Source organism: Achromobacter ruhlandii (genome assembly GCF_902859695.1).
Lineage (GTDB): Bacteria > Pseudomonadota > Gammaproteobacteria > Burkholderiales > Burkholderiaceae_B > Achromobacter > Achromobacter ruhlandii.
The window spans coordinates 89,793-113,881 of record NZ_CADIJL010000011.1 but is presented as its reverse complement, the minus strand read 5'-3'; the positions used below and the strand labels follow the sequence as shown (position 1 = coordinate 113,881).

Sequence of the window (24,089 nt, the reverse complement as noted above, 5' to 3'; positions counted from 1 at the left end):
GCTCCGACCATAATCCGCCCCCCTTTTATTTCATCACCGCATGTTGCCGAGAATCGAAGAACGGCTCTCCTGCATCTTCTTGATGAAGTTGGTCATGACATCGAAGGCCTCATTGCGCTTGCCCGTCAGCCCTTGCAGCCGCAGCATTTCCATCTGCTGGGTATTGCTCAGGTTATCGAGCGAGCTCTTGATCTCGTTGACCGCCTGCTTGTTGGCATCGATGGCCTTGCCGTTGCTGGCCACCTGGGCCTCGAGCGCCGAGATCTTGGCGCCGAGCTGGTCGACGAACCCCTGCACCACGCGCCCCTTAGCATCCATGGTGCCGTTGCGATCGACGTCGCGGGGCGCATCGTCGCCGCTGGGAATCGTCAGCCCGGCCGCCTTGATCTGGTCCAGCGTGGCGTGCGAAAGCGCCTTATCATCGCCTTGCCCCCAGGACAGCCCGTACCAGCCCTCGGGGTTGGGACACTTGCTCGCCGACAGGCGGCCCTGCAGGTCCTTGAGCTGGTCAATCTGCCCCTGCAGCGCCACGTTGGACGACTCCAGCTTCAGGCTATCGGCGTTCTTGGCGTTCATGGCCTCGTTCAGGCCGGCCATCTGCGCATTGCGGCCATTGACCGAATCCAGCTGTTGGCGCAAGGCGTCCTCCAGCATCTGCGAGCGCTGGGTCTGCACCGCCATCAATGCGGTCTCCAGATCCATGCTGGACAGGTCCATGCCCGCAACGCCCCCCACTCCCACTCCGGAAACCGTAGCCATTCCTTTCTCCTTGATCGACCGTCCTCGTCGACACACGACAGCCGGACGGCACGGGTTAACCCTGAAACGCCTTGCAGCCTGTCCGAACTCCGTGGAATCCGCGGCCTGCCCGTGTACGTAACCGCCGCCGTGCCAGGGTTCCATGCAAAGCAGATGGAACTTTCCCCGCCCATCCGTTACTACCCCTGACTGTGCGCGGCATTCGTCCGCCGTTCCTCGCGCCTTCATGAACCGTATCGACGCCGGCCTGCCTCCTTCCGCTTTCTCGTCCACGACCTCGCACGCCGACATCCAGCACGGCCAGCAGCAGGTTGGCACGATGCTGGGCCAGGCCGCCGTGGCGGTCGACGGCGAGGTCTCGCTGGCCGATTCCGCCGAGGAACTCAGCCTGCACATGGCCGAGAAGACCGAGGACAAGCACCACGCCGAACGCAAGATCGGCCGCGACGCCCCGCTGCAGCTGCTCAGCGCCGAGGCCATCGTGGCCTACCTGGCCGAGTCGCACGATGCCGACGCCCAGGAAAAACTGATCGAACTGGCGCGCCACCTGCTGGCCGGCGGCGCCGACCCGCGCCAGGCCGCCGCCCGGGCCTTCGGCGATGCCGCCCGCCAGTACCTTGGGCTGCAATACGCGCTGCGCCAGGGCGAACGCGACGGCGCCCCCGAGGACGTGCTCGACGGCCTGCGCGAGGCGCTGGCCGACCTGGAACTGGAGAGCGGCCCGCAGATCCGCGCCAGCCTGAACACCATCGGCGCGGCCGCCGGCTATGCCGGCGACGCGCGCGGCGTGGCCGACTTCCAGCGCACCTATCAGGACGTGGTGCTGGGCGAAGCGTCGCTGGCCAAGACCCTGGCGCTGGCGCTGGAGCGCTTCGGCGGCAAGGACGTCGGCCGCGGCCTGCAGCAGCTGATCCAGGCGCTCGGCCAGGACCTGGCGGCGGCGCGCCCGTCCACCAGCCCGGACCGGCTGCAGGCGCTGATGCAGGATCTGTATCAGCTGGGCGTGGCGGTCACGGTGCTCGACGGCTGCGGTGAACTCGGCGAAAAGATGGCCCGTGACCACGGCAAGCCGCTGGCGGCCGACCGGCTGATGCAGGACCTGGTCAACATCAGCAACGAGAAATGGCTGTCGGAATCGCGCTTCGCCGCGCTCGCGGCCTCGCATGGCGCGGACTCGGTGGCGGCGCGCATCACATTCCTGGGCGGCGTACGGGCGGTGCTCAAGGACCTGCCGCTGCCAATGTTTCCCGACGTGGACGCGCGCCAGTCGGCCCTGAGCGCGGCGCAACTGGCCCTGGACGCGGCCATCGACGAGGAATACGAATGAACGGCCTGGATCGCGCCCTGGGCGCCTTCGGCGAAACCATCGGCCTGGAGCGGCTGGCCCTAGGCCCGCGCGGCAATGTGGCGCTGCAACTGGACTCGGGCCGCCGGGTTGCCATCGAGGCGGCCGGCGACGAGGTGCTGGTCTACGTGTCCGAGCCGGTGCCCTACGACGCCGCGCAGCGCCTGCTGCGGGCCTGGCGGCGGGCCCACCATGCCCACCTGGACGGCTCGCCGGTGCAGGCCGCCCTGCGCGAACAGGACGGCATCCCGCGCCTGCTGGCGCTGACGCGGCTGCCGGCCGCCCACAGCGACGCCCCCGCCTTGCGCCAGGCGGTGGAGCGGCTGGCGCGCTGGCTCGACGACACCCGCGCCGATTGACCCCGCGACGGAGACCCTCACACCATGTCCGATATGCGCATCAGCGGTTTCGCCTTCGACCGCGGCCTGGACGGCATTTCCTATGCCGGCCGCGAAGCGGCGGGCCAGCATTTGCCGGAGCGCCAGGAACTGACCCCGCCCGCCGACGGGGTCAAGGCGCAACTGGCCCAATTGCTGGACACGCCCAACACCGACCGCTACCTGGACAACCAGTTGCGTCCCACGCTGGCCAACCGCGACCTGCTGCTGCCCGGCAAGTTCGCCCAGGCCCTGCAGGCGACGCTGGATGGCCTGTCCGCCGCGGCCGAGCAGAGCCAGGACCGCAACCCCGAGGACGCCCGCGCGCTCAACCGCGCCGTGCGGCTGCTCAAGGACGAGGCCGGCCTGCGCGACCTGGTCGCCATGTACCGCAGCGCGCTGTACCAGGGATGACCGCCGCCATGCCCTTGACGCCCGACGCCCGCGAGCTGCTCAGCCTGCTGGCCTATGTCTACCTGGAAAACAACCGGCCCGAAAAGACCGCCGTGGTGCTGAACGCGCTGCGCACGCTGGGGCTGGCGGACCCCCGCCAGCTCGCCACGCTGGCGCTGGCGCAATTGCGCGCCGGCAAGCCCGACGCCGCCCTGTCGACCCTGGACCAGCTGGCCATGCAGGGCGGCGTCGACGCGCCCTTCCACCTGATCCGCTCGCAGGCCCTGCTGGCCCTGGAGCGGCGCGACGAGGCCGCCGCGGCCATGCGCGCCTACGTTGCCCTGCGCCCCGCCCCCGCGGCCGCGCCCACCGAAGCGGAAACGACGTGAGCCGCCCCATGCAAGCCCTGAACCGCGTCGTCGCCGCCGCCACCAGCCGCAACGATATCGTCCTGGCGGTCCTGATCGTCTCGATCATCTTCATGATGATCCTGCCGCTGCCGACGACGCTGGTCGACGTGCTGATCGGCGCCAACATGACGCTATCGGCCATCCTGCTGATGGTGGCCATGTACCTGCCGTCGCCGCTGGCGTTCTCGTCATTCCCGTCGGTGCTGCTGGTCACCACGCTGTTCCGCCTGGGCATCTCGATCGCCACCACCCGCCTGATCCTGCTGCAGGGCGACGCCGGCCACATCATCGAGACCTTCGGCAACTTCGTGGTCGGCGGCAACCTGATCGTCGGCCTGGTGGTGTTCCTGATCCTCACCATCGTGCAGTTCGTCGTGATCACCAAGGGCGCCGAGCGGGTGGCCGAAGTGGCGGCGCGCTTCTCGCTGGACGCCATGCCCGGCAAGCAGATGTCGATCGACGCCGACCTGCGCGCCGGCACCATCGACATGGACGAGGCGCGCAAGCGCCGCTCAGTGGTGGAAAAGGAAAGCCAGCTGTACGGCGCCATGGACGGCGCCATGAAGTTCGTCAAGGGCGACGCCATCGCCGGCCTCATCATCGTCGCGGTCAACCTGCTCGGCGGCATTCTCATCGGCACCATGCAGCGCGGCCTGTCCGCCGGCGAAGCGGTGCAGGTGTATTCCATCCTGACCATCGGCGACGGCCTGATCGCGCAGATCCCCGCGCTCTTCATTGCCATCTGCGCCGGCATCATCGTGACCCGGGTGCAGACCGGCGACGGCCCTTCCAACGTCGGCAAGGACATCGGCGCCCAGGTGCTGGCGCAACCGCGCGCGCTGTTGATTGCCGCCGCCATCGCCGTCGGCATGGGCCTGATCCCCGGCATGCCCACCCTGACCTTCCTGGCGCTCGCCGCGGTGGTCGGCACCATCGGCTTCGTGCTGCTGCGCGGCACGCGCAAGGTGGTGGACGAAAAGACCGGCGAAATCACCGAGATCCCGGCGCTGGCGGCCGACGGCCAGAAGCCGCAGGCCAAGCCGCGCGCCGACGGCAGCGCCGAATTCGCGCCCACGCTGCCGCTGATGATCGACGTGGCCGCCGCGCTGCAGCGCAGCTTCGACGCCGATGAACTGAACGAGGAACTGCTGAAGATCCGCCGCGCGCTCTACTTCGACCTGGGCGTGCCATTCCCCGGCATCCAGCTGCGCTTCAACGATGCGCTGCCCGCCGACACCTACAACATCCTGCTGTCCGAAGTGCCGGTATCGCAAGGCAAGCTGCGGCCGGGCGCGGTGCTGGTGCGCGACACGGAACAGAACCTGCAGGCGCTGCAGGTGCCCTACGAAACCGACAAGCGCTTCCTGCCCAACATCCCCACGCTGTGGGTCGACGCCGGCCTGGCGCCGACGCTGTCGGCCGCCGGCATTCCGTTCCTGGACCCGCACCAGGTCTTGACCTGGCATCTGGCCTTCGTGCTGAAGAAATACTCGTCGGACTTCATCGGCATCCAGGAGACGCGCTTCCTGCTGACGGCGATGGAAGACCGCTTCCCCGATCTGGTCAAGGAAGCGCTGCGCGTGATGCCGGTGCAGAAAATCGCCGAGATCCTGCAGCGGCTGGTGTCCGAGGATATCTCGGTGCGCAACCTGCGCGCGGTGCTGGAAGCGCTGATCGAATGGGGCCAGAAAGAGAAGGACTCGGTGCTGCTGACCGAATACGTGCGCGTCTCGCTCAAGCGCCATATCAGCTACAAATATTCGAGCGGCCAGAACATCCTGCCCGCCTATCTGCTGGCGCCCAACGTCGAAGAGACCGTGCGCGGCGCCATTCGCCAGACCTCGGCCGGCAGCTACCTGGCGCTCGATCCCAATGCCTCGCGCAAGCTGGTGGACAACATCAAGCGCGCCACCGGCGACCTGGCCGCCGCCGCGCAAAAGCCCGTGCTGCTTACCTCGATGGATATCCGCCGCTACCTGCGCAAGATGATCGAGCAGGACCTGTACGAATTGCCGGTGCTGTCCTACCAGGAGCTGACGCAGGAGATCAACGTACAGCCGCTGGCCAGGGTGGACCTGTGAACGCCCCCGCAACCGGAGCCCCCTCATGAGCGAAGCGCTGGAATTGCGCGTGCTGTCCGGGCTGCACCGCGACGCCCGCTGCCAGGTCGCGGACGGCTCGGTGCTGGGCGCCGATCCGGCCTGCGACATTGTGCTGGCCGACGATGGCATGGGCCCGCGCGCCGCGCGCATCCGCATCGGCGAAGCCGGCTGGGACCTGACGCTGGACGATGCCACGCCCGCCCGGCAGCCTGGCACGCCGTTCAACCGCCCGGTGCCGCTGGGCCCGGTCTGGATCACGGTGGCGCGGCGCGGCGATCCCTGGACCCACGCGCCGGATGCCGCCAACGATGCCGAGGCGCCCGCGCCCGAGCCCGCGGCGCCGCCCACGCCAACGGCCACTGCCGACAACGCTGACGAGGAACGCCAGCTGGAACGGCGGCTGCCCCTGCCACCGGCGCCCGGCAGGCGCCGAAAACGCGACTCCTGGCCGGTGCTGCTGGGCCTGGGCGCGGTGGTGCTGACCATCTGCGTCGCCATCTTCCTGGCCTTGATGCCGCCCTCGACCGCCAGCCGCGCGCCGCGAATCGACCCGCGCCTGGCCGCCGCCGAGCAGTCGGTGGGCCAGATCTCCGCCGTGTTCGAACGCATGGGCCTGACCTCGCGGCTGCATGTCTCCATGGCGCGCGACGGCATGGTCACAGTGTCGGGCTGGGTGCGCAATGCCGCCGAACAGGACGCGGTGGCGGCGGCGCTATCGCAGATCTGGCCGATGCCGGCGATGCGCATCAGCAACGAAGACGAGGTGGTGCGCACGGCCCGTGGCGCGCTGCGCGCCTTCAACGTGCGCTACGAACCGCGCTACGAAGGCGACGGCCGGCTGGCGGTGGCTGGCGTCGCCAGCAGCGCGCGCGAACGGGCCTCGGCGCTGGACGCGCTGCGGGCACAACTGCCGGGCATGACGGTGCTGGGCAACGACATCGCGCTGACCCAGCAGCTCAGCGACACGCTGTCGAGCCAACTGGTGGACGCCGGCCTCTCCGGCGTCACGCTGACCTGGAAACCCGACCATCTCGAAATCGCCGCCGGCGCGCTGGACGACGACCAGCAGGCGCGCCTGGCGGACGTGCTGGACGACTTCAACAAACGCCACCTGGGCGTGGCCAGATTGGCGGCCGCCAGTGCCGCGCCCGCCGCCGACAGCGTGCCTTTCGTGATCCGCAGCGTCGTCGGCGGCCCGCAGCCCTTTGTGGTGCTCGAAGACGGCAGTAAGCTGCTGGTGGGCGGGGTCTATCGCAAGTACCGCCTGGTCGCCGTGGAAAACACCCGCATCATTTTCGAAGGCCCGCGCACCGCCATCGTGACGCGCTGACATGTCAACCGCCCGCCCGCACACATGAACGACCCGACCGCCCTCACTGAACTGGAACAACGCCTCGCCGGCCCCGACGGCGCCACGCTGCGCGCCGCGCTGGCGCAACGCCTTGCCACGCTCGAGCAGCAGGCCCGCCAGCGCCTGGACTCCGGCCTGGTGCCCGTCGCGTTCCAGCAATGCCAGGCGGTGGCGCAGGCCGCCGCCGCCGCGCGCGAAGTGCTGGCCGGGCTCGCCCTCGATTCCGATACCGGCGCCCCCGCGCCGCGCATGCCCTTTTCTCCCCTGAACCGCTAGGAGACGCACCATGGCCCTGAACGGATTGACCGGCTCGTCCGGCCTGAATTTCAACAGCGTGAACAACACCATCTACGACAGCATCCGCTCGCAGGAAAGCAATCTGCAGACAACGCTGTCGAACATGCGCACCAACGCCGACGGCAGCGTATCGCAGGCCGACATGCTGAAGATGCAGCAGCAGGTGCAGCAATGGACCATGCTGATCGAAATCCAGAGCACTATCACCAAGCAGATCGCGGACTCGCTCAAGGGCGTGATCCAGAAGGCCAGCTAAGCCCTGCCCGGCTTCGTCCGCGCGGGTTCAGACCGACTGCATCATGAAGGCGGGATTGCGCCACGGCGCATCCGCGCCCGGTTCCGCGCGCGCGGCGCGTTTTTCCCAGGCCTCGACCTGGTTGAGCAACGCGTCGATCGCGGCCAGCAGCGCGTCCGCGCCGCATTGTTCGCGCGCCACGCCCAGCTGCAGATGCATGCGGCCGTCGGGGGCCGCGCACGCCACCACGCCGCCGCCCGCCTGCAGGAAATTGCCCTGCGCGGCCAGCAGGGCCAGCGCGCCATCCATCTTGCCCCCGCCCACCGCGCACGACAGCAGGATCTGGCCGCGCGCGCCGTGCGCCATCAGTTGCACCAGGTGGCGGCCATCGAAGGCCAGCTGGCACAGGCCGCCGTCGGCGGGCGCCAGCGCGGGAATGCCCAGCGCCTGGCCGAGTTCGGAAAGCACCTGGGCGAAATGAGGGTCTGACACGGTGACGAGTGGCGAGGCGGGCGCGGACTGGCGCGGCCGCGCCGGAGCGCGAGATGGACGAGGCGACATTATGGCACTCGCGCCGCGCGAATCCCAAGTCCCACGGAACCGGAAGGCATGCTGCCGTTACTTATGGGGTGATTTCCACTCCGCGAGTTATCCATGGCGCACAACTCCCTCACCGACATCGCGCGGGCCGCCGCCGAATACGCACAGGCGCATTTCCAGGCCAGCGACACCGAACAGCCCGCGCAATGGGCCGTCCCGCTGGACGACCATCATCAACTGGGCATGGCGCGCAACGCGCACGACGGCAGCGTGGTGCTGACCGCCTGGCGCCACGCCTTCAACGACGCGCCCGGCTTCGACGACCCGCAGGGCGAAGCGTTGTTGCGCCGCAGCTTCGATACGCGCCTGGGCGCCGGCCTGATCGGCGGCATCTCGCCCGAGCTGGGTCCGAGCCTCAGCCTGCCGCTGTACGCGGCCTGCGACGCGCAGGCGCTGCACGACATCGCCGAGGCCCTGTTGCGCGAACTCGACCGCCTGGCCGGCCCCGCCCCCGACGACGCGCCGCCCGCGCCGCTGCCGCGCGGTCCGCAAGGCGATGCGCGGCAGGCCGAACGCGACCTGGCGCGGCTGGCGCGGGCCTGCGGACGAGATGCGCTGCCCGCCGGCGCGCGGCAGTTCGACCTGCTGTTCGACGACCTGCCCGGCCGCGTCACGCTGCATCCCGACAACCGCCGGCTGCTGACCGATTTCTTCCTGCACGACGCCGCCGTGCTGCATGGCAGCCTGCGCCGCGCCGTCATCAAGAGCGCGCTGCTGGTCAACCAGAACGCGCTGCGCGGCCACGCCTATGTGGTGGGTCTGGACAGCCGCCAGTTCGTGACTGGCACCGGCCGCATCGCGCTCGACAGGCTGGACGACGACACCTGGCCGCGCTGGCTGCAATACCAGCTGGCGCAGGCGCGGGACACGCGCGCGCTGGTGCGCGACCTGGCGCTCGAAGGCGCGCAGATTTCCTTTGGCATGTCGGCTGGCGCCACGAGCGCCGCCGCGCCGGGAGCGCTGGTATGAACGGCATCTCCAGCGCCATCCAGAACAGCGCCGCCGCCTCCGTCTGGCAACCGCCAGCGCAGACGCCCACCTCGCTGCTCGGCCAGCTCAAAGGCCTATTCGTCACGCCCGACCGCGACGCCGCCCACGTTGACGCGGCCAAGCGTTCGTTCGAACAGTACTTCATGCGCGAGACCAGCGCGCTCGCTGACATGATGGGCCCCAAGGGCATCGAGAACTTCGCCGGCGATGTGCAGGCGCGTTTCGACGCCATCGTCCAGCGCGCCTTCGACGCGCTGCCGCGCAAGCAGGACGGCTCGGTCGATGGCAAGGACTTCGCCAGCGCCATGAAGTCGGCCGGCAAGGCCGCCTCCATGGCCCTGGACCGGTTGAAAGTGGACGCGGCGCGATCCGAGCTGATGGCCAACCAGCCACAGGCCGACATCCGGCCGCAGATCATTCCGCGTGGCGACAAGTACATCGTCATCCGCCCTGCGCCGCAGCTCGAAAACATGGCGCTGCGCGGCGGCGGCGCCAAGGGCATTGGTTACAGCGCCCACCTGGACCAGATGGAAAAGAGCGGCATGCTGGCCGGACTCAAGCACCTGTCGGGCTCGTCCGCCGGCGCCCTCACCGCCACCTGCCTGGCGGCGGGCCTGAGCGCCGCGCAATTCGAGCAGGGGCCGGCCGACGCGTTGTTCCGCCCGGGCATGCTCGATGCGCTCAAGGGCGGCGGCGACCTGGCGCGCATCTATCCCGACCTGAAAATGGAAGGCGGCCTGGCGCCCGCCGTCGCTTCCTTGAAGGTGGTCGACCAGACCACCGCGCGCAGCGTGCACGACTACCTCACGACGCACTGGAACACGCATGCGTTCCAGGACAAGCTGGTCGCGCTCGCCGGCCAGGGCCAGCTGAGCGACCGCCAACTCGAACGCCTGAGCCGATTGCAGCAGTTGCCGGATTTCGACAAGGAACACAAGGACAGCATGATCACGTTCGGCGACCTGAAGCTGCTGAACACGCTGGCGCCCGACAAGTTCAAGCAGCTGACGCTCACCGGCTGGAACAAGACCGACCAGGTCGAGGAATACTTCGACGCCGACAGCGCGCCGGACATGCCCATCGCCTATGCCGCGCGCATGTCGATGTCGTTCCCGATCGCGTTCAAGGCGGTGTCGGTGGAGACGGCCGACGGCGGCAAGAAGGTCTACGCCGACGGCGGCATCGGCAGCAACATGCCGTCCGAGGTCTTCACCCACCCGAAGGACGCGCAAGGCGTGCCCACCGCATTGACGGGCGACGCGCTCGGCCAGACGCAGGCCCGCACCCTACTGCTGACCTTCGACGAAAACGGCAAGGCTTACCAGATCATGCATGGCGGCCCGCCTCAGGCCCCGACGCCGGGCGTGCTGGGCAAGATCAAGTCGTTCTTCGTCAACCTGATCACCAGCCATCCCGATCAGGCCGGCGCCGACTTCGCCGACAAGGTCAAGCTCCACGCGGCCGGCCCGAACGCCTTGCCGGTGTTCCACGGCGGCATCAGCACGCTGACCTCGGGCATCAGCGACGAAGTCCAGCACCAGGCGCACATGCTGTCGGCTTGGAAGTCGCTGGAGCAGATCGCGGTGCGCATCAATCAGGCCTATTCGATGGAATGCGACAACCTGGCCGACCTGGCGGGCTTGCTGACCGACGGCGAAAAGCAGGCGCTGCGCGCTCATGCCGCGCTGGATGGCCCGCAACGCCAGCTACTGGCGCTGGTGGACGGCAACGTCGCGCCCGGACCGGGACTGATGCCGCAACTGGCCTGAGCGACGGCCGGCCCCCTCCCGGGACCGGCCGCGCGATTCAGAGCGGCACCACCGCCCGGGCCTCGCACACCTTGGCCAGGCGCCTCGGATCGCCGTCCAGTTCGTGCCACAGGCGCAGCAGGCGGTCCGCGCCGCTGCTGCGCGCGGCCAGCGCGTAGCGCGCGTAGCCGAGCCAATGGCGCTCTCCCGGCGCCAGCCCGCCTTCGGCCACTGCCAGCACCTCGCCGGCCAGCGCGTGCATCGCGGGATCGTGCAGCGCGTTGCGCATGGCGTCGGCGCGCATGGCCCGCAGTCGCAGCCAGCCCCATGCGCGCAGCAGGTCTTCGGCTTGCGACAGATTGCGCATCAGGCCCAATTGCAGCGCCGACGGCGCCATCACCAGCGTGGCCGCGATCTCGCGCCCCGCCTCCCGCAGCAGTTGCGCGTCGGCAAAACCGGCCCCGGGCGCACGGCCTTCGATATAGCCGTCGGCGCCAAGCTGCGCATACAGCTCCTCGATGCCGCCCGGCCGCCGCCAGGCCTCGCGCAACGCCTCCAGCGACGGCGGCGTCGCCAGCCGGTAGCGCCAGCGCGCATCGAGGAAGTGCGCAAACTGCGAGTACTCGAAGTGCGCGCCCCGCGGCGCGATGCAAAGGTTTTCGCCGGTGTCCGAACGACGGCCCGGCCATCCATCCGACGCCAGGAACGCCGACAGGCAGGGCGATCCGCGCAGGTACACCCCGGTGGCCGACTTATAGCCATCGTCCGTCGCCAGCGGCAGGCAGCGGCTGGCGGTGCCGGGCGCGAACATCCAGCGGAAGTAATCGCCCAGATCCACGAACGGCCGCTCGGGCAGGCGTTGCAGGTGGTGGTCGCCGGCATAGCGCGAATGGCGGAACATGCGGCCCCACACCGTCAGCCGGTTCTCCTTCAGGCCGGTGACGCGACCGCTCTCCAGCGGACTGTTGGCAAACAGCGCAATACTGGCGGGCGCCAGTGCCAGCACCACATTGAGCGCGCGCGCCGCCTGCGTCACGTCCACCGACGTGCACGGACTGTTCTGGGCCTTGGCGTCGATCCCCACGCGATGCAGCCATTCGCGATGGCCCACCAGCTCGCGGTAGATCGGACGCGGCACGTGCACCGCCGCGTACCACGACGCGTCCAGCGTGCAATCCGGGTGTTCCGACGCGTTCAGCAGCACCGCGCCTTCCGCTTCCAGCGCGCGGCAGGCGTCGTGCAATTCACGCGTGGCGCGCCGCGCCAGTTCATCCAGTCCGCCCTCGTCTTCGGACACCGGGGCGAACGCGGTCTCGAGCAGATTGAAGCCATTGTCCAGGCCGCTCTCGCCGGCCGCCACCGACACACCCACAATGCGCCCGTCGATGCGCGCCAGGTCCGGCGCCTCGCCGCGCGCCGCCTTGATCGCGGCCAGGGCTTCAAAGTAGCCGCCCACCGGATGGCTGGCGCCGGTATCGCGCCGCGCCACCGCCATTTCCATCTCCAGTCCCAGCGTGCGTCCCGCGCGCGCCGTCATCGCGCCGCTCCGGCGGCGCGCGGACGGGTCCGCACAGGCGGAACGGAAGCGGTGGCGGCGTGCATCAAGACTGTCTCCTTGTTCTTCTGGCGCGGGGCGCGCCGCAAGCTGAGTAACACCGATGGCGCCGGCGTTCCCCGGCGGCCGGCGCGATCGCCTCAGGCGGGCTCGGCCATGTCCTGGAAGCGCCGCGTCAGAATACCAACGAAGGCCTCGGTCACCACCGACGGCGCCGTCTGCGCGGGATACGCCATGCAGACCCGCACGGGCAGCTTGGGCGTGAACGGCCGTATCGACAGCTGTTGCGCGAACACGTCGGCAATGTAGGGATTGACGATGCCCAGCCCGGTGCCGGCCGCGGCCAGCGCGCAGATCGTCGAAGAATAAGTGGTCTCGATTTCGGACACCGGCTGCACCTGGTGCGCCAGCATCGCGCCGCGCAACTGCAGGTACACGTCGTCGTCCGCGTTCAGCACCAGCAGCCGGCGCTCGTTCAGGTCCGCGATGCCGATGGCCGGCAGCGCGGCCAGCGGATGATCCGGCCGCATCACGCAGACCGCGGCGCTCTCGTGCAGGGTTTGCAGCGCCAGGTGCGCGCCGTCCAGCGGCACCGTCGTCACCACCACGTCATAGGTGCCATGCAGCAGGCCTTCGCGCAGGTACTGGCTGCCCACCGTCTGCATGTTGATGTGCACATCGGGATAGCGCTGCGCGAATTCCTCGACCGCGCCGGGCAACATGCCCAGGCCCAGCGCCGGCGTGCAGGCCAGCCGCAGCACGCCGCTGCCGCTGCGGCGCATGGCGGCCACGCGGTCCTCGATGCGCTCCAGGCCGACGAAGTGGCGTTTGACCGTATCGAACAGGTCCTTGGCCTCGCGCGTCGGCCGCAGGCGGCCACGCTCCATGTCGAACAGCTTGAGGCCGCTGGCCTGCTGCGCCTGCGCCAGCAGGCGGCTGATCGAGGGTTGCGTGGTGCGCAGCATTTGCGCCGCGCCGGTGGTGGTGCCGGCCAGCATTACCGCGTGGAAGGCTTCGATCTGACGGAAATTCAGCGGTCGGCTCATGGGGTCACAGGGTATAGCAAACTTGCATAGACTATGCCGAAAAAAGAATTTTTTCAAATACTTATCGACTCCTACACTCGTGGCTCCTCAGGTGCTCTTGCTCCCGCACCCCACCGAAAAACCAACCGCTGTAGGGGAAATACCATGCGTTCAAGCCGTCCCTGGCGCCGCCGCGTCCTGCAAGCCTTCTGCCTGACCCTGGCGAGCGCGGCCCTGCCGTTCGCCGCCCAGGCCCAGTCCAATTATCCGGACCGCCCGTTACGAATCATCGTGCCGTTCACCGCCGGCGGCAGCTCCGACATCCAGGGCCGGCTGCTGGCCAAGTACCTGGGCAAGCTCTACAATCAGCCGGTCGTGGTCGAGAACCGGCCCGGCGCCGGCGGCCACATCGGCGGCAAATTCGTCGCCGAATCCGACCCCGACGGCTACACCCTGCTGCTCGGCTCCATCGGCCTGCATGCCACCTACGGCGTCTACAAGCACCTGAACTACCGCCCTGCCGACGCCCTCAAGGTCATCACCATCGTCGCCGAGATGCCGCACGTGGTCGTGGCCAGTCCGACGCTCCAGGCCAACACCCTGGCCGAACTCACCGCCCAGGCCAAGGCCAGCCCCGACAGCCTGCATTTCGGCTCGGCCGGCGTCGGCTCCTCGGTGCATATGGTAGGCGAACTCTACAAAATGGCCGCGCAGGCCCCGATCGCGCACATTCCCTATCGCGGCAGCTCGGCCGCCATCAACGACCTGATCGGCGGCCAGATCCAGCTGCTGTTCGAAAACGTGCCCACCACCATCGGCTACATCCAGACCGGCAAGCTCAAGGCGCTGGCCATCACCGGCGCCACGCGCTCGGCCGCGCTGCCCGACGTGCCCACCGCCGCCGAGGCCGGCCTGCCTGGCCTGACCGTGACCTCCTGGACCACCCTGGCCGCCGGCAAGGACGTGCCCGACGCGCTGATCGACAAGCTCAGCGCCGACCTGCGCCGCGTCTACGCCGATCCGGAATTCCGCGCCGGCCTCGAGCACCTGGGCATGACGCCGGTGGGCAACAGCCCGGCCGAGGCGCGCGCCTTCGTCGAGCGCGAGCGCGCCCGCTGGAACAAGGTCATCGAAACCGAACACATCAGCGCCGGCTGAACGCCCTTCCCCTTCCTTCATTGATGAATCGCATGACCACGCCCGCCATCGCCTGCCGGCGCCTGGGTGGCCCGCCGGGCCACCACTTCTTCGGCTACTACAACAAGACCGTCTGGCACCAGAGCGGCCGCTATCTGCTTGCCAATCGGACCGCCTTCAAGGATGCGGTGCTCACGCCCGGCCTGCATGCCGAGGTCGGCTACTTCGACCTGCATGAAGGCGGCCGCTACCACGCCGTCGGCGCCACCACGGCATGGAACTGGCAGATGGGCTGCCAGCTGCAATGGCTGGACGGCAAGGCCGAACCGCAGCTGATCTACAACTGCCGCCGCGATGACGGCAGCGGCTTCTATCCCGGCTTTCGCTCGGCCGTGCACAACCTCGCCAGCGGCGAAACCCGCTACCTGCCATTGCCCATCTATGTCGCCGCGCCCAACAGCCGCTACGCGCTGTGCGTGGATTACCGCAGGCTCTACATCACGCACCAGACCATCGGCTACAGCGAGCACGCGCCCGGCCCCGTGGCCAACGCCCCGGCCGACGACGGCATCCATGCGCTCGACCTGGACAGCGGCGACCACCGCCTGCTGGTCAGCTACGCCGACCTGCGCAATTTCCATCCGCGCGCGTCGATGGAACGCGCCATCCACTGGGTCAGCCACATCGAGGTCAACCCCTCGTCCACGCGCATCCTGTTCCTGCACCGCTGGACCGAGCGGGTCGAGGACGAGACCTGCTTCCTGCACCGCCTCATCACCATGAACCCGGACGGCAGCGACATGCGCCTGCTGGAATGTTCCGACCACCCCCTGCCGCAACTGGCCGCCGACTTCGACCCGGCCGCGGTCGGCACCTTCGACTACGAGAAGTCGGAATACCAGATCTCGCATCCGCTGTGGCGCGACGACCGTTCGATCATCGTCTGGGGCCCGCACGCCGGCAGCATCCACTACCACTTATACGAAGACGCCGACGGCGGCCCGGTGCAGGTGGTGGGCGACGGCATCCTCACCGAAAACGGCCACATGACCTTCTCGCCCGTGGACACTCGCTGGCTGCTGAGCGACACCTACCCCGATCCCGTCACTCACGAACGCGTCCTGTTCCTGTACGACATGGAAACCGGGCAGCGCCATGACCTCGGCAGCTTCTACGCCGACCCCAAGCTGTCCAAGGAAAACCGCTGCGACCTGCATCCCCGCTGGAGCCGTGATGGCACCCAGGTCTGCATCGACTCGGTGCACGAAGGCGAGCGGCAGATGTACGTGCTGGACGTCGCGCCGATCGTGCGGACTTGAACCCGGCGGCGGCGCCGGCCCCTCAACCTTCGCGCGCCACCTGGCGCAGCGCCTGCTCGAACACGTCCGGCGGCTGTCCGCCGGACACCAGGTACTTGCCGTTCAGGATCACCGACGGCACCGACGTGATGCCGCGATCGCGCCACTCGGCCTCTTCCTTGCGCACCTCTTCGGTGTAGCGGCCCGAGGCCAGCACCGCGCGCGCCTCGGCCGCGTCCAGGCCGGCGTCGGCCGCCGCCTGCACCAGCACCTCGACGTCGCTGGTGTCCTGGTTGTCGTAGTGATAGGTCTCCAGCAGGCGCTTCTTCAGCGCCGTCTGGCTGCCCTGCCCTTCCAGGCCCGCCCAGTACAGCAGGCGATGGGCATCGAAGGTATTGAACGAGCGGTTGTCATCGGCCATGCGCATGCGCATGCCGACGGCCGCCGCGCGTTCGCTGATGACCTTGCGATTGGCCTGCACCTGTTCGCGGCTGTAGCCGTACTTCGCCATGAGCCGTTCGATGGTGTCCTGCCCGCCCTTGGGCATGTCGGGGTTGAGTTCGAACGGCCGGAAATGCAATTCGACCTCGGCCTCATCCCGCACACGCTCAATGGCGGCCAGCAGGCCTCCCAGGCCGACCGCGCACCACGGGCAGGCAACATCGGACACGAAATCGATAGTGATCTTGGACATGGCAATCTCCGGGAACAGTCCTCAAGCGTAGACCAAACCGGCGCGCGTCGATCAAGAAACCCTGGATGCGCCAGGGCCAGGGCGCCGCTATGTTCGCGCCGTATCCTCATGCCCCGCCGCGCGTCACGCGCGCAGCCCATGCCGGGCCGCCTCAGGCCCCGGCGTCGCGCCGCAATTCCCGCACCCCGCGCCCGAGCTTCCTGCGCAACAGGCTGCGCAGCGTCGAGGTGTCGGCATAGCCGACCTGCGCCGCAACGGTGTCCAGGTCGCAACCATTGGCCACCAGCTGCCGCGCGCGCTGCACCCGCAGGTCCTGCACAAACGCCAGCGGCGACTTGCCCAGGACCAGCTCGGTGCGCCGCTGCAGCGTTCTGGCATGCACGCGCAGCGCCGCGGCCGCCTCCTGCAAGGCGAAGCCCCTGGACAGATTCTCGCGCGCCCAGCGCTCGAAGCGCGCCACCAGCGGATCGGCATGCGCCAGGAAGTCGGGGATGATGTATTGCGCCTGCGACGAACGGTTGTCGATCAACAGGAATCGCGCCACCACCTCCGCCAGCCCGGGGCTGGCCTGCCGCATCAACCACAGCGCCAGATCCAGGTGCCCCATGGCCGCGCCCGCTGTCACCAAGCCGTCACCGGCAACAATCATGCGCGTGTCATCCAGGCGCACCGTCGGGTAGCGCTCGCGGAAAAGCGGCGCCAGCGACCAGGTGGTGGTGGCCTCGCGTCCATCCAGAAGACCGCTGTCGGCCACCACGAAAGTGCCAATGCACGCCGCCGCCACCCCGATGCCCTGCCCGCGCCAAGCGCGCAACTGCGCCTTGGCGCGCACCACGTCGGGCCGCGCCAGCGCGGCCAGCAGCTTGGGCGGCGTCTTGGCGTTCAGCGCTGGCACCACGACCCAATCCGGCCGCGCCACCTCGCCGGCCGGCCGCACCGCCATGGACAGTCCCAGCGCGGTGCGGATGCGCCGGCCCACGCCTGCCACGGTCACCTCGAACGGCGCCGGCGCATCCGACTGCATGGATGCCAGTTCGTTGGCGGTGTCGAAGGTGTCCAGCAGCGCCGTCAGGCCGGTGTCGAACACCCCATCCAGCGCGAGCAGGCAGATGCGCATGTCGTAAATAACCCGAATATTGTCATTTACGACTATAGATCGGCGCCTCTCGCGCTGTCTAGAATTCTCTCGGATTCAACGGCCCCGGCATCCGTCCGGTCCCACGGAGTCCCACAAACGAGACCCCCATCATGGAACACCCCGATCAGACCCAGCTCGACAATCCGGCCTGGTTCGCCCTGGTCGGCCCCCAGGCGCACCTGCGCCAAGGCGATGGCCTGGCCGCGCGTTACATGCCCGACGTCGCGCCCTTCGCCGCCGTGCGCAACACCACGCGTGACGCCTTCGACGCGCTGCGGCGACTCATTGCTCCGGACACGCCCGCCATGCTGCAGGCCTTGTATCTGCCGCCCCCGCTCGACGGCCTGCGTTCGGAGCCGCTGTTCTCCTTCTTCCAGATGATCGACCACGGCCCCGCCCCCGCCGCCGACGACGAGCAGGATTTACTGACGCTGGGCGCGGGCGACGTCGCCGACATGATGGCACTGGCCGCCGCCACGCGGCCGGGCCCGTTCGGTCCGCGCACCATCGAGACCGGCCAATACGTCGGCATGCGGCGCCGGGGCCGCCTGGTCGCCATGGCCGGTGAACGCATGCGGCTGGACGGCTACGTGGAGATCAGCGCGGTGTGCGTGGACGCCAGTTGCCGCGGCCAGGGCCTTGCCGGCCGCCTGATGGATCGACTACGGCGCGATATCCGTCTGCGCGGCGACACACCGTTCCTGCATGTCCGCGACAACAACGCGGCGGCCATCGCGCTCTACCAGCGCCTGGGCTTCCGGACGCGGCAGACTTTTCAGCTCCACCGCATTACAACGCTGGACACGCACGAATCCGCCTGTCTTTGAAGTCGCCCGACCGTCGATCGAACGGCCGCCTGGCGGCGCTGACATGCCGGGGCGGCAGCGCCCGCTATCGCGCCGCGTCCCGATCGAACAGGATCCGCTCGATCGCGCGCACCCTATCCCGGCGGCGCCTGACCGCGCGCACCGGCCTGCCGAAAAATCGCTTGCGCTGCGTGGCTTCCCGGCTGGCCTGCAGGTGCTCGATGAACACCTCGGCGCACGGCGCGTTGTCAGTCTTGTCGAAGATCCAGCAGTAGGCGACGGGCAGACGCGCCTGCCGATAGCGCGGCACGGCCGATGCGGCATCGCTGGCAAGCAGGCGCTCCAGCACCCGCTGATCCCACTCCTCGGGATTCTCCGCGCAGGCCTGGGCCCAGGCCTGCAACAGCTCGGCGGCGGCCGGCGTATGGTTGATGAACAGCGTGCCGCTCAGCAAATGGCCTTCGGGCTCATGGTAGGCGGCGATGTCGCAATCCAACGCGGCCAGCGTCGGCCACGGATCGCGGTGGGACACCGCGTCCACGTCGACATACAACAACGGCCCGTGTGTTTCCTGCGCATGGCGACCAGCACCGACGGCTTCATGGACGCGTTGCGCACCCAGGACCCGGTGGATTCGATCGGTTCGGCATCGACGGCAAGCCCCAGCCGTTGCGCCGAGCGCAGCAGGCGGTTCTTTTCCGTCTCGTAAATACTGTCGCGGGTGAAGAATGCCACCACCATGCCCGTCGCGCTGCCTCCCCGCCCGGTCGGCGCCGCCTTGTCGGGCCCCGGAAAGCTCGGAACCACCCGCGTCTGCTCCGCGGACCAGCCGAACCACTTGCGTCGAAACCAACCGAACATGATACGCCACGCTTTTCGAGATCAGGTAAAGCGGGCGTACCGGCAACGTCATGGCGACAGCGCGGCGGCAGGCTCGCACAACGCTCCTCCCGCCGTCATGCGACGCACAGAGGGCGGGCGAGACGGGCACGGGGTCGAAGCGCAGGCGGAGTTTATGGATCGACGCGATAAGCGTCGATGCTATTGCAATCAGTCGAAATCCAAATCGTCACGCTGAAACATTCTTCGCGCGGCTTCCCTCTGAAGCGCCTTTCCAGGGCCCAACAGAACTTTCAACCGGCTTTCTCGAATACCGCTCGCGCCGCGGGTCGCGGCAAGCGCGACCCGTCCAAGGCCAACCTGCTCGCGGCGGCCGGCCTGGCCGCCTACACGAGAATCCTGTCGTCGGCCGGATCAGGCGTACTGCGCAAGGCCGCCTCCCAGCGACCAGTTTTCCTTCAAGACCTCGACGAGATTCACGAACACGTCCTCGGACCGCAGGCCGGGATTTTCACCGAGCAGCTGCGCAATCCGCCGGAACAGCGCCTTCTTCTGTTCCAGCGTGCGCGTATTGTTCGCGGTGATCTGGATGAACACGAGATCGTCGCTGCGAGCGATATCAAAATAGGTCGCGCCGTAGCGGAAGTTGGCCGCCTCGTGCTCGGTCATGACCATGAACTGGTCATCTTCGGGCACGTCGAACGTTTCATGCAGCGCGCGGTAAACGCCGTCGAAGATGGCCTGCCGGTAGGCCTCCGTCTTTCCGGAACGCAACGAGATTTGAGCGAATGGCATGGGAAATTCCTCCTTTGTGGTCCCGTGGCCTATTATCTATTCTGATAACTTATCCATTTTTATTTCAACGATAAAACTTTGAAATGACAAAGCGTGCCCTTGACCTGGAAGCCGTCAGAGCCTTCATCCGCATCGCCGAGCTGGGCAGCTTCACCCGCGCCGCCGAAGCGTCACGGACCACGCAGGCCGCGGTCAGCTTGAAGCTGAAACGGCTGGAAGAAAGGCTGGGCTTCAGACTGGTCGAGCGAACGCCGCGCTACGTGGAGCTTTCGGCCCAGGGCGCGACCTTTCTTGAACATGCGCGCAAGCTGATCGAAGCCCATGACCGGGCGATCTCGGTCGTTGGAGGAACGCGGCAGCGCCTTGCCATCGGCATCAGCGACCACGTCGCGGGTCCGGAACTGCCCGCGCTGATCGCGCGCATGAATGCCCAGGATCCTCACCTGCTGATCGAGATCCGGATCGGATCGTCGGCGGAACTGCTTCAACGTTTCGACCGCCGCGAACTCGATACAGTGATCGTGCGCTTCCAGGCGGGGCGCGGCGATGGGGAAATCCTGGCCGAAGAAAAATTCGGTTGGTTCGCGATGCCGGGTTGGCAGCATCGCGCGGGCGAGCCGCTGCCGCTGGCCACGATGGCGGAACCCTGCGGCGTGCGCGCCCTGGCCGGACAACTGCTCGACGAGGCCGGCATGCCCTGGACCGAGGTTTTCGTCGGCGGCGGCGTGATGACGGTCGCCGCCGCCGTCATGGCCGGGCTGGGGGTTGCCGCGCTCGCCCCGCGCATGGTGCCGTTCGGCGCGGTCGACGTCGGCCCCAGGCTGGGGCTGCCGGACCTGCCACGGCTGCCCATCCTTCTGCACACCCGGGTCCGCGACAGCCGCGCGCGGGATGCGCTGGCCGCGCTCTCGGCAGCCTTTCGCGGCGTGGCGCGAAGCTAGGATCTGCAAGCGATGCCACGCCCCCCTCCGGGGCCCCGACAAAGGAGAACGTCGCCGTCGGCCATCCTCCGGACAACAAAAAACCCGCAGAACCAATGTTCATGCGGGTTTTCGGGGCAAAGCGCCAACGGGCTGCGCCGGGACGGCTCTTGCTAGATTCTTGGCGGACAGAGGGGGATTCGAACCCCCGATACGCTTTTGACGTATACACGCTTTCCAGGCGTGCGCCTTCAACCACTCGGCCACCTGTCCTGATCCGGTACGCATTGCTGAAAATGCGAATCCGCGATTCTAGCAGATCGGCAAGAAAGCTGCAGCGGCGCGGCGGCCCCAGAAAAAGGGGACGCGATTGCGTCCCCTTTTTGCCACGGGCGCCCGTGCGCACCCGGTGGCGACCGCCCCGGACGCAGTTGCCCGGGGCAGCCCTTGGCCGCTCAAGCGTTGGGCGGATCCTGCTCGCGGTATGAACTGACGGTGCCGTCGGGTTCGGTCTCCTCCAGCCGCACCCGGAAGCCCCACAGCCGCGCTAGGTGCTTCATCACCTGCTCCGCGTCCTCGGCCGCGAGCGGCCGGCCGCGGCTCTTCAGGTGCCGCAGCACCAGCGAACGGTCGGTGTCGCGGTTGAAGCGGACCACCTGGATGTCCGGCACCAGATTGTCGCGGTTGTGCTGCGCGGCCAGCAGGCGGCGGATGTCGCGGTAACCCTCGTCGTCGTGGATCGCGGCGACCTCCAGCTTGGGATTGGCTTGGTGGTCCGAGATCGCGAAGAAGCGGAACTCGCGGATCAGGCGCGGCGACAGGTACTGCGAGATGAAGGACTCGTCCTTGAAGTTGCGCATGGCGAAGTCCAGCGTCTTCAGCCAATCGCCTCCCGCGATGTCCGGGAACCAGCGGCGATCCTCGTCGGTGGGCTTTTCGCAGATGCGGCGGATATCCGACATCATCGCGAAGCCCAGCGCGTACGGGTTGATGCCGCCGTAGCCGCGTTCGTCGAAGCCGCGCTGGCTGACCACGTTGGTGTGGCTCTGCAGGAACTCCATCATGAAGCCGTCGTTGACCAGTCCCTTCTCGTGCAGCCGGTTCAGGATGGTGTAGTGCCAGAACGTGGCCCAGCCTTCGTTCATCACCTTGGTCTGGGTCTGCGGATAGAAGTACTGGGCCACCTTGCGCACAATGCGCACCAGTTCCTTCTGCCACGGCGCCAGCTTGGGCGAATACTTCTCGATGAAATACAGCAGGTTCTCTTCCGGCTCGGGCGGGAACACCGACGCGGCCACCCGCTCGTCCTTGTCAGCCTCCAGCCGCGGCAGCGTGCGCCACAGGTCGTTGTATTGCAGCCGCGCGTGCTCCTGGCGCTCGGCCTGGCGCGCGGCCTCTTCCTTGTACGAGATCGGCGTCGGCCGCTTGTAGCGGTCCACGCCATGGTGCGACAGCGCGTGACAGGAATCCAGCAGCGCCTCCACCGCGTCGATGCCGTAGCGGTCCTCGCAGTCCATCACGTACTTGCGGGCGAACACCAGGTAGTCCAGCACGCCGTCGGCGTCGGTCCACTGGCGGAACAGGTAGTTGCCCTTGAAGAACGAGTTATGGCCGTAGCAGGCGTGCGCGATCACCAGCGCCTGCATCGTCATGGAGTTCTCTTCCATGAGATACGCGATGCAGGGGTTGGAGTTGATCACGATCTCGTAGGCCAGGCCCTGCATGCCGCGCCGGTAGTACTGCTCGTTGCGGATGAACTCCTTGCCGTACGACCAGTGCGGATAGCCGATGGGCAGGCCCGCCGACGCGTACGCGTCCAGCATCTGCTCCGAGGTGATGACCTCGATCTGGTTCGGATAGGTGTCCAGCCCGTACTCGCGCGCGACCTGCGAGATCGCGTCGTCATAGGACTGGATCAGTTCGAACGTCCATTCGGAACCTTGCGACAACGGCCGGGGGCTGTCGGCCGATTCCGGCTCCACCAGTGCGCCCAGGATGGCATTCATGCGGTTTCCTTCTTGAACAGGTCATGGAACACGGGATAGATTTCCCCGCGATCGCAAATCCGCCGCATCACGAAATGCGGCGCCAGCTTCTGTTCATATTCCGCCCACAGGCTGCTCTTGCGCGCCTCCTGCGAGTCGGGCACCTCGATATAGGCGAAGTAGCGCGTGGCCGGCAGCAGGTGCTCGGCCAAAAAGCGCGCGCTCTTGCCCGCGTCGGCGCCGAACGAGTCGCCGTCGCTGGCCTGCGCGGCATACACGTTCCAGGCCGTGGGCGGATAGCGCTTCTCGACGATCTCGCGCATCAGCTCCAGCGCCGACAGCACGATGGTGCCGCCGCTCTTGGGATCGTAGAAGAAGGTCTGCTCGTCCACTTCCTCGGCATTGTCGGTATGGCGGATGAAGACCAGGTCGACGTGCTCGTACTTGCGCGACAGGAACAGGTACAGCAGCGTGAAGAAGCGCTTGGCCAGGTCCTTCTTGCCCTCGTCCATCGAGCCGGACACGTCCATCAGGCAGAACATGACCGCGCGCGCCATCGGGATCGCGACCGACACGCGGTTGCGGTAGCGCAGGTCCAGGTCGTCCAGGAACGGCACGCGCGCCAGGCGCTCGCGGCAGTCCTCGACATCCTGCTCCAGGGCCTTGATCTGGTCGGCGGGCGCGCCCGCCGCCTTGGCCTTCGCCAGGCGTTCTTCCGCGTCTTCCAGGTCGGCGCGCGCCTTCACGCTCAGCGCCACCCGCCGCGCCAGCGACGACTTCAGCGTGCGGCTGATGCTGAGCATGCTGGGCGAGCCGGTAGTGGTATAGCCGGCGCGTTGCCATTTCTTCTGGCTGACCTCGCCCAGCTGGGTGCGCGCCAGGTGAGGCAGTTCCAGGTCTTCGAAGAACAGGTTGAGGAATTCGGCCCGCGACAGGCTGAAGGTGAACTGATCGACCGCCTCGCCCTCGCCGGGCTCGGAGCCGCCCTGGCCCTCTCCCCCCTGAGGCCGGTCGAACGTGTCGCCCTTGGCGAACTCGCGATTGCCCGGATGCACCATTTCCCGGTCGCCGCCCGCGCCGTGCCGGAAGGTCGGCTCGGAAATATCGCGGGCGGGCAGGTTGATCTCGCCGCCCTGATCCATGTCCTGGATCGAGCGGTCGCGGATCATCCCGTGGACCGCCTTGCGGATCTGGTCCTTGTAACGCCGCAGAAAGCGCTCCCGGTTAACGGCGCTCTTGTTGCGCCCGTTAAGACGGCGATCGATCAGTGAATTCATGATTCACCTCGC

At 67.9% G+C, this 24,089-nt stretch carries 24 protein-coding genes and 1 tRNA gene; 14 read left to right on the top strand and 11 right to left on the bottom strand.

Annotation, left to right across the window (positions count from 1 at the left end):
* Positions 1-33 precede the first annotated feature (33 nt).
* Positions 34-759 carry a hypothetical protein gene (locus HV742_RS15705; protein WP_232732940.1) on the bottom strand — a complete coding sequence of 242 codons (726 nt, stop codon included), beginning with the start codon at positions 757-759 and terminating at the stop codon, positions 34-36.
* A 226-nt stretch (positions 760-985) separates the two neighbouring features.
* On the opposite strand from HV742_RS15705, the gene sctW reads away from it, so the two are divergent.
* Genes sctW through HV742_RS15665 form a run of 8 tightly spaced genes read left to right on the top strand, consistent with a single transcriptional unit; the run spans position 986 to position 7,290 of the window.
* Positions 986-2,086, top strand: a complete 1,101-nt coding sequence (gene sctW, locus HV742_RS15700) for a type III secretion system gatekeeper subunit SctW (protein WP_068953059.1) — start codon at positions 986-988, stop codon at positions 2,084-2,086.
* The gene (locus HV742_RS15695) at positions 2,083-2,463 is read left to right on the top strand and encodes a type III secretion system chaperone family protein (protein WP_054416292.1); all 381 of its coding nucleotides are present in this window, start codon (positions 2,083-2,085) and stop codon (positions 2,461-2,463) included. Before sctW ends, HV742_RS15695 begins: the two co-directional genes overlap by 4 nt.
* 24 nt (positions 2,464-2,487) lie before the next feature.
* A complete protein-coding gene (gene sctX / locus HV742_RS15690) occupies positions 2,488-2,895 on the top strand; it encodes a type III secretion apparatus assembly protein SctX (protein WP_059269283.1) in 408 nt (135 codons plus the stop codon).
* A gap of 8 nt (positions 2,896-2,903) precedes the next feature.
* Entirely contained in the window at positions 2,904-3,263 is a 360-nt protein-coding gene (sctY, locus tag HV742_RS15685; protein ID WP_063581962.1) for a type III secretion apparatus assembly chaperone SctY, read from the top strand.
* A gap of 8 nt (positions 3,264-3,271) precedes the next feature.
* Positions 3,272-5,365: a type III secretion system export apparatus subunit SctV gene (gene sctV / locus HV742_RS15680; RefSeq protein WP_049071206.1), complete on the top strand. Its 2,094-nt coding sequence runs from the start codon at positions 3,272-3,274 to the stop codon at positions 5,363-5,365.
* Positions 5,366-5,390: 25 nt separating this feature from the next.
* Complete coding sequence (gene sctD, locus HV742_RS15675) at positions 5,391-6,716, top strand: type III secretion system inner membrane ring subunit SctD (RefSeq protein ID WP_175145865.1); 1,326 nt, start codon at positions 5,391-5,393, stop codon at positions 6,714-6,716.
* Between the two features lie 24 nt (positions 6,717-6,740).
* Positions 6,741-7,013, top strand: coding sequence for an EscE/YscE/SsaE family type III secretion system needle protein co-chaperone (locus HV742_RS15670; protein ID WP_049071203.1), 273 nt, complete (start codon positions 6,741-6,743; stop codon positions 7,011-7,013).
* A gap of 10 nt (positions 7,014-7,023) precedes the next feature.
* Entirely contained in the window at positions 7,024-7,290 is a 267-nt protein-coding gene (locus tag HV742_RS15665) for an EscF/YscF/HrpA family type III secretion system needle major subunit (RefSeq protein WP_025137564.1), read from the top strand.
* A gap of 27 nt (positions 7,291-7,317) precedes the next feature.
* Here HV742_RS15665 and HV742_RS15660 read toward each other — a convergent pair whose 3' ends face one another.
* Positions 7,318-7,761 carry a CesT family type III secretion system chaperone gene (locus HV742_RS15660; protein ID WP_235432734.1) on the bottom strand — a complete coding sequence of 148 codons (444 nt, stop codon included), beginning with the start codon at positions 7,759-7,761 and terminating at the stop codon, positions 7,318-7,320.
* A 162-nt stretch (positions 7,762-7,923) separates the two neighbouring features.
* Between HV742_RS15660 and HV742_RS15655 the strand changes: the two genes are divergently transcribed.
* Together HV742_RS15655 and HV742_RS15650 are read left to right on the top strand one after the other, a co-directional pair.
* Positions 7,924-8,838, top strand: coding sequence for a hypothetical protein (locus HV742_RS15655; protein ID WP_175145864.1), 915 nt, complete (start codon positions 7,924-7,926; stop codon positions 8,836-8,838).
* On the top strand, positions 8,835-10,628 hold the full coding sequence (locus HV742_RS15650) for a patatin-like phospholipase family protein (RefSeq protein WP_157810460.1): 1,794 nt from the start codon (positions 8,835-8,837) through the stop codon (positions 10,626-10,628). Before HV742_RS15655 ends, HV742_RS15650 begins: the two co-directional genes overlap by 4 nt.
* A gap of 37 nt (positions 10,629-10,665) precedes the next feature.
* Here the strand turns inward: HV742_RS15650 and HV742_RS15645 are convergent, their stop codons facing one another.
* Entirely contained in the window at positions 10,666-12,144 is a 1,479-nt protein-coding gene (locus tag HV742_RS15645; protein ID WP_175145863.1) for a glutamate-cysteine ligase family protein, read from the bottom strand.
* Between the two features lie 158 nt (positions 12,145-12,302).
* Entirely contained in the window at positions 12,303-13,208 is a 906-nt protein-coding gene (locus HV742_RS15640) for a LysR substrate-binding domain-containing protein (protein WP_175145862.1), read from the bottom strand.
* Between the two features lie 144 nt (positions 13,209-13,352).
* Here HV742_RS15640 and HV742_RS15635 point away from each other — a divergent pair, with 144 nt between their 5' ends.
* Positions 13,353-14,345, top strand: coding sequence for a Bug family tripartite tricarboxylate transporter substrate binding protein (locus HV742_RS15635; RefSeq protein WP_054416286.1), 993 nt, complete (start codon positions 13,353-13,355; stop codon positions 14,343-14,345).
* Positions 14,346-14,368: 23 nt separating this feature from the next.
* Entirely contained in the window at positions 14,369-15,643 is a 1,275-nt protein-coding gene (locus HV742_RS15630) for a hypothetical protein (protein WP_059269278.1), read from the top strand.
* A gap of 22 nt (positions 15,644-15,665) precedes the next feature.
* On the opposite strand, the gene HV742_RS15625 is transcribed toward HV742_RS15630, so the two are convergent.
* Both HV742_RS15625 and HV742_RS15620 read right to left on the bottom strand, forming a co-directional pair.
* Positions 15,666-16,316 carry a DsbA family oxidoreductase gene (locus tag HV742_RS15625; protein ID WP_175145861.1) on the bottom strand — a complete coding sequence of 217 codons (651 nt, stop codon included), beginning with the start codon at positions 16,314-16,316 and terminating at the stop codon, positions 15,666-15,668.
* Between the two features lie 151 nt (positions 16,317-16,467).
* Positions 16,468-17,433, bottom strand: coding sequence for a GlxA family transcriptional regulator (locus HV742_RS15620; RefSeq protein ID WP_049071190.1), 966 nt, complete (start codon positions 17,431-17,433; stop codon positions 16,468-16,470).
* 131 nt (positions 17,434-17,564) lie between these two features.
* Here HV742_RS15620 and HV742_RS15615 point away from each other — a divergent pair, with 131 nt between their 5' ends.
* Positions 17,565-18,281 carry a GNAT family N-acetyltransferase gene (locus HV742_RS15615; RefSeq protein WP_175145860.1) on the top strand — a complete coding sequence of 239 codons (717 nt, stop codon included), beginning with the start codon at positions 17,565-17,567 and terminating at the stop codon, positions 18,279-18,281.
* Positions 18,282-18,345: 64 nt separating this feature from the next.
* Here HV742_RS15615 and HV742_RS15610 read toward each other — a convergent pair whose 3' ends face one another.
* Both HV742_RS15610 and HV742_RS15605 read right to left on the bottom strand, forming a co-directional pair.
* Complete coding sequence (locus HV742_RS15610) at positions 18,346-18,813, bottom strand: putative nucleotide-diphospho-sugar transferase (protein ID WP_254601143.1); 468 nt, start codon at positions 18,811-18,813, stop codon at positions 18,346-18,348.
* Positions 18,814-19,514: 701 nt separating this feature from the next.
* Entirely contained in the window at positions 19,515-19,895 is a 381-nt protein-coding gene (locus tag HV742_RS15605) for a tautomerase family protein (RefSeq protein WP_049071188.1), read from the bottom strand.
* Positions 19,896-19,978: 83 nt separating this feature from the next.
* Here HV742_RS15605 and HV742_RS15600 point away from each other — a divergent pair, with 83 nt between their 5' ends.
* The gene (locus HV742_RS15600; protein WP_059269275.1) at positions 19,979-20,836 is read left to right on the top strand and encodes a LysR substrate-binding domain-containing protein; all 858 of its coding nucleotides are present in this window, start codon (positions 19,979-19,981) and stop codon (positions 20,834-20,836) included.
* A gap of 161 nt (positions 20,837-20,997) precedes the next feature.
* On the opposite strand, the gene HV742_RS15595 is transcribed toward HV742_RS15600, so the two are convergent.
* The 3 genes from HV742_RS15595 to HV742_RS15585 all read right to left on the bottom strand — a co-directional run bounded on the left by HV742_RS15595 (position 20,998) and on the right by HV742_RS15585 (position 24,077).
* Positions 20,998-21,088, bottom strand: a tRNA-Ser gene (locus tag HV742_RS15595).
* Between the two features lie 182 nt (positions 21,089-21,270).
* Entirely contained in the window at positions 21,271-22,821 is a 1,551-nt protein-coding gene (locus tag HV742_RS15590) for a SpoVR family protein (RefSeq protein WP_049071186.1), read from the bottom strand.
* Positions 22,818-24,077: a YeaH/YhbH family protein gene (locus HV742_RS15585; protein WP_054495498.1), complete on the bottom strand. Its 1,260-nt coding sequence runs from the start codon at positions 24,075-24,077 to the stop codon at positions 22,818-22,820. Before HV742_RS15585 ends, HV742_RS15590 begins: the two co-directional genes overlap by 4 nt.
* Positions 24,078-24,089: the final 12 nt, after the last annotated feature.

Coding starts and splice junctions, on each gene's coding strand:
- HV742_RS15705 (WP_232732940.1), bottom strand. CDS start 759: ATGGCTACGGTTTCCGGAGTGGGAGTGGGGGGCGTTGCGGGCATGGAC.
- sctW (WP_068953059.1), top strand. CDS start 986: ATGAACCGTATCGACGCCGGCCTGCCTCCTTCCGCTTTCTCGTCCACG.
- HV742_RS15695 (WP_054416292.1), top strand. CDS start 2,083: ATGAACGGCCTGGATCGCGCCCTGGGCGCCTTCGGCGAAACCATCGGC.
- sctX (WP_059269283.1), top strand. CDS start 2,488: ATGTCCGATATGCGCATCAGCGGTTTCGCCTTCGACCGCGGCCTGGAC.
- sctY (WP_063581962.1), top strand. CDS start 2,904: ATGCCCTTGACGCCCGACGCCCGCGAGCTGCTCAGCCTGCTGGCCTAT.
- sctV (WP_049071206.1), top strand. CDS start 3,272: ATGCAAGCCCTGAACCGCGTCGTCGCCGCCGCCACCAGCCGCAACGAT.
- sctD (WP_175145865.1), top strand. CDS start 5,391: ATGAGCGAAGCGCTGGAATTGCGCGTGCTGTCCGGGCTGCACCGCGAC.
- HV742_RS15670 (WP_049071203.1), top strand. CDS start 6,741: ATGAACGACCCGACCGCCCTCACTGAACTGGAACAACGCCTCGCCGGC.
- HV742_RS15665 (WP_025137564.1), top strand. CDS start 7,024: ATGGCCCTGAACGGATTGACCGGCTCGTCCGGCCTGAATTTCAACAGC.
- HV742_RS15655 (WP_175145864.1), top strand. CDS start 7,924: ATGGCGCACAACTCCCTCACCGACATCGCGCGGGCCGCCGCCGAATAC.
- HV742_RS15650 (WP_157810460.1), top strand. CDS start 8,835: ATGAACGGCATCTCCAGCGCCATCCAGAACAGCGCCGCCGCCTCCGTC.
- HV742_RS15645 (WP_175145863.1), bottom strand. CDS start 12,144: ATGACGGCGCGCGCGGGACGCACGCTGGGACTGGAGATGGAAATGGCG.
- HV742_RS15640 (WP_175145862.1), bottom strand. CDS start 13,208: ATGAGCCGACCGCTGAATTTCCGTCAGATCGAAGCCTTCCACGCGGTA.
- HV742_RS15635 (WP_054416286.1), top strand. CDS start 13,353: ATGCGTTCAAGCCGTCCCTGGCGCCGCCGCGTCCTGCAAGCCTTCTGC.
- HV742_RS15630 (WP_059269278.1), top strand. CDS start 14,369: ATGAATCGCATGACCACGCCCGCCATCGCCTGCCGGCGCCTGGGTGGC.
- HV742_RS15625 (WP_175145861.1), bottom strand. CDS start 16,316: ATGTCCAAGATCACTATCGATTTCGTGTCCGATGTTGCCTGCCCGTGG.
- HV742_RS15620 (WP_049071190.1), bottom strand. CDS start 17,433: ATGCGCATCTGCCTGCTCGCGCTGGATGGGGTGTTCGACACCGGCCTG.
- HV742_RS15615 (WP_175145860.1), top strand. CDS start 17,565: ATGGAACACCCCGATCAGACCCAGCTCGACAATCCGGCCTGGTTCGCC.
- HV742_RS15605 (WP_049071188.1), bottom strand. CDS start 19,895: ATGCCATTCGCTCAAATCTCGTTGCGTTCCGGAAAGACGGAGGCCTAC.
- HV742_RS15600 (WP_059269275.1), top strand. CDS start 19,979: ATGACAAAGCGTGCCCTTGACCTGGAAGCCGTCAGAGCCTTCATCCGC.
- HV742_RS15590 (WP_049071186.1), bottom strand. CDS start 22,821: ATGAATGCCATCCTGGGCGCACTGGTGGAGCCGGAATCGGCCGACAGC.
- HV742_RS15585 (WP_054495498.1), bottom strand. CDS start 24,077: ATGAATTCACTGATCGATCGCCGTCTTAACGGGCGCAACAAGAGCGCC.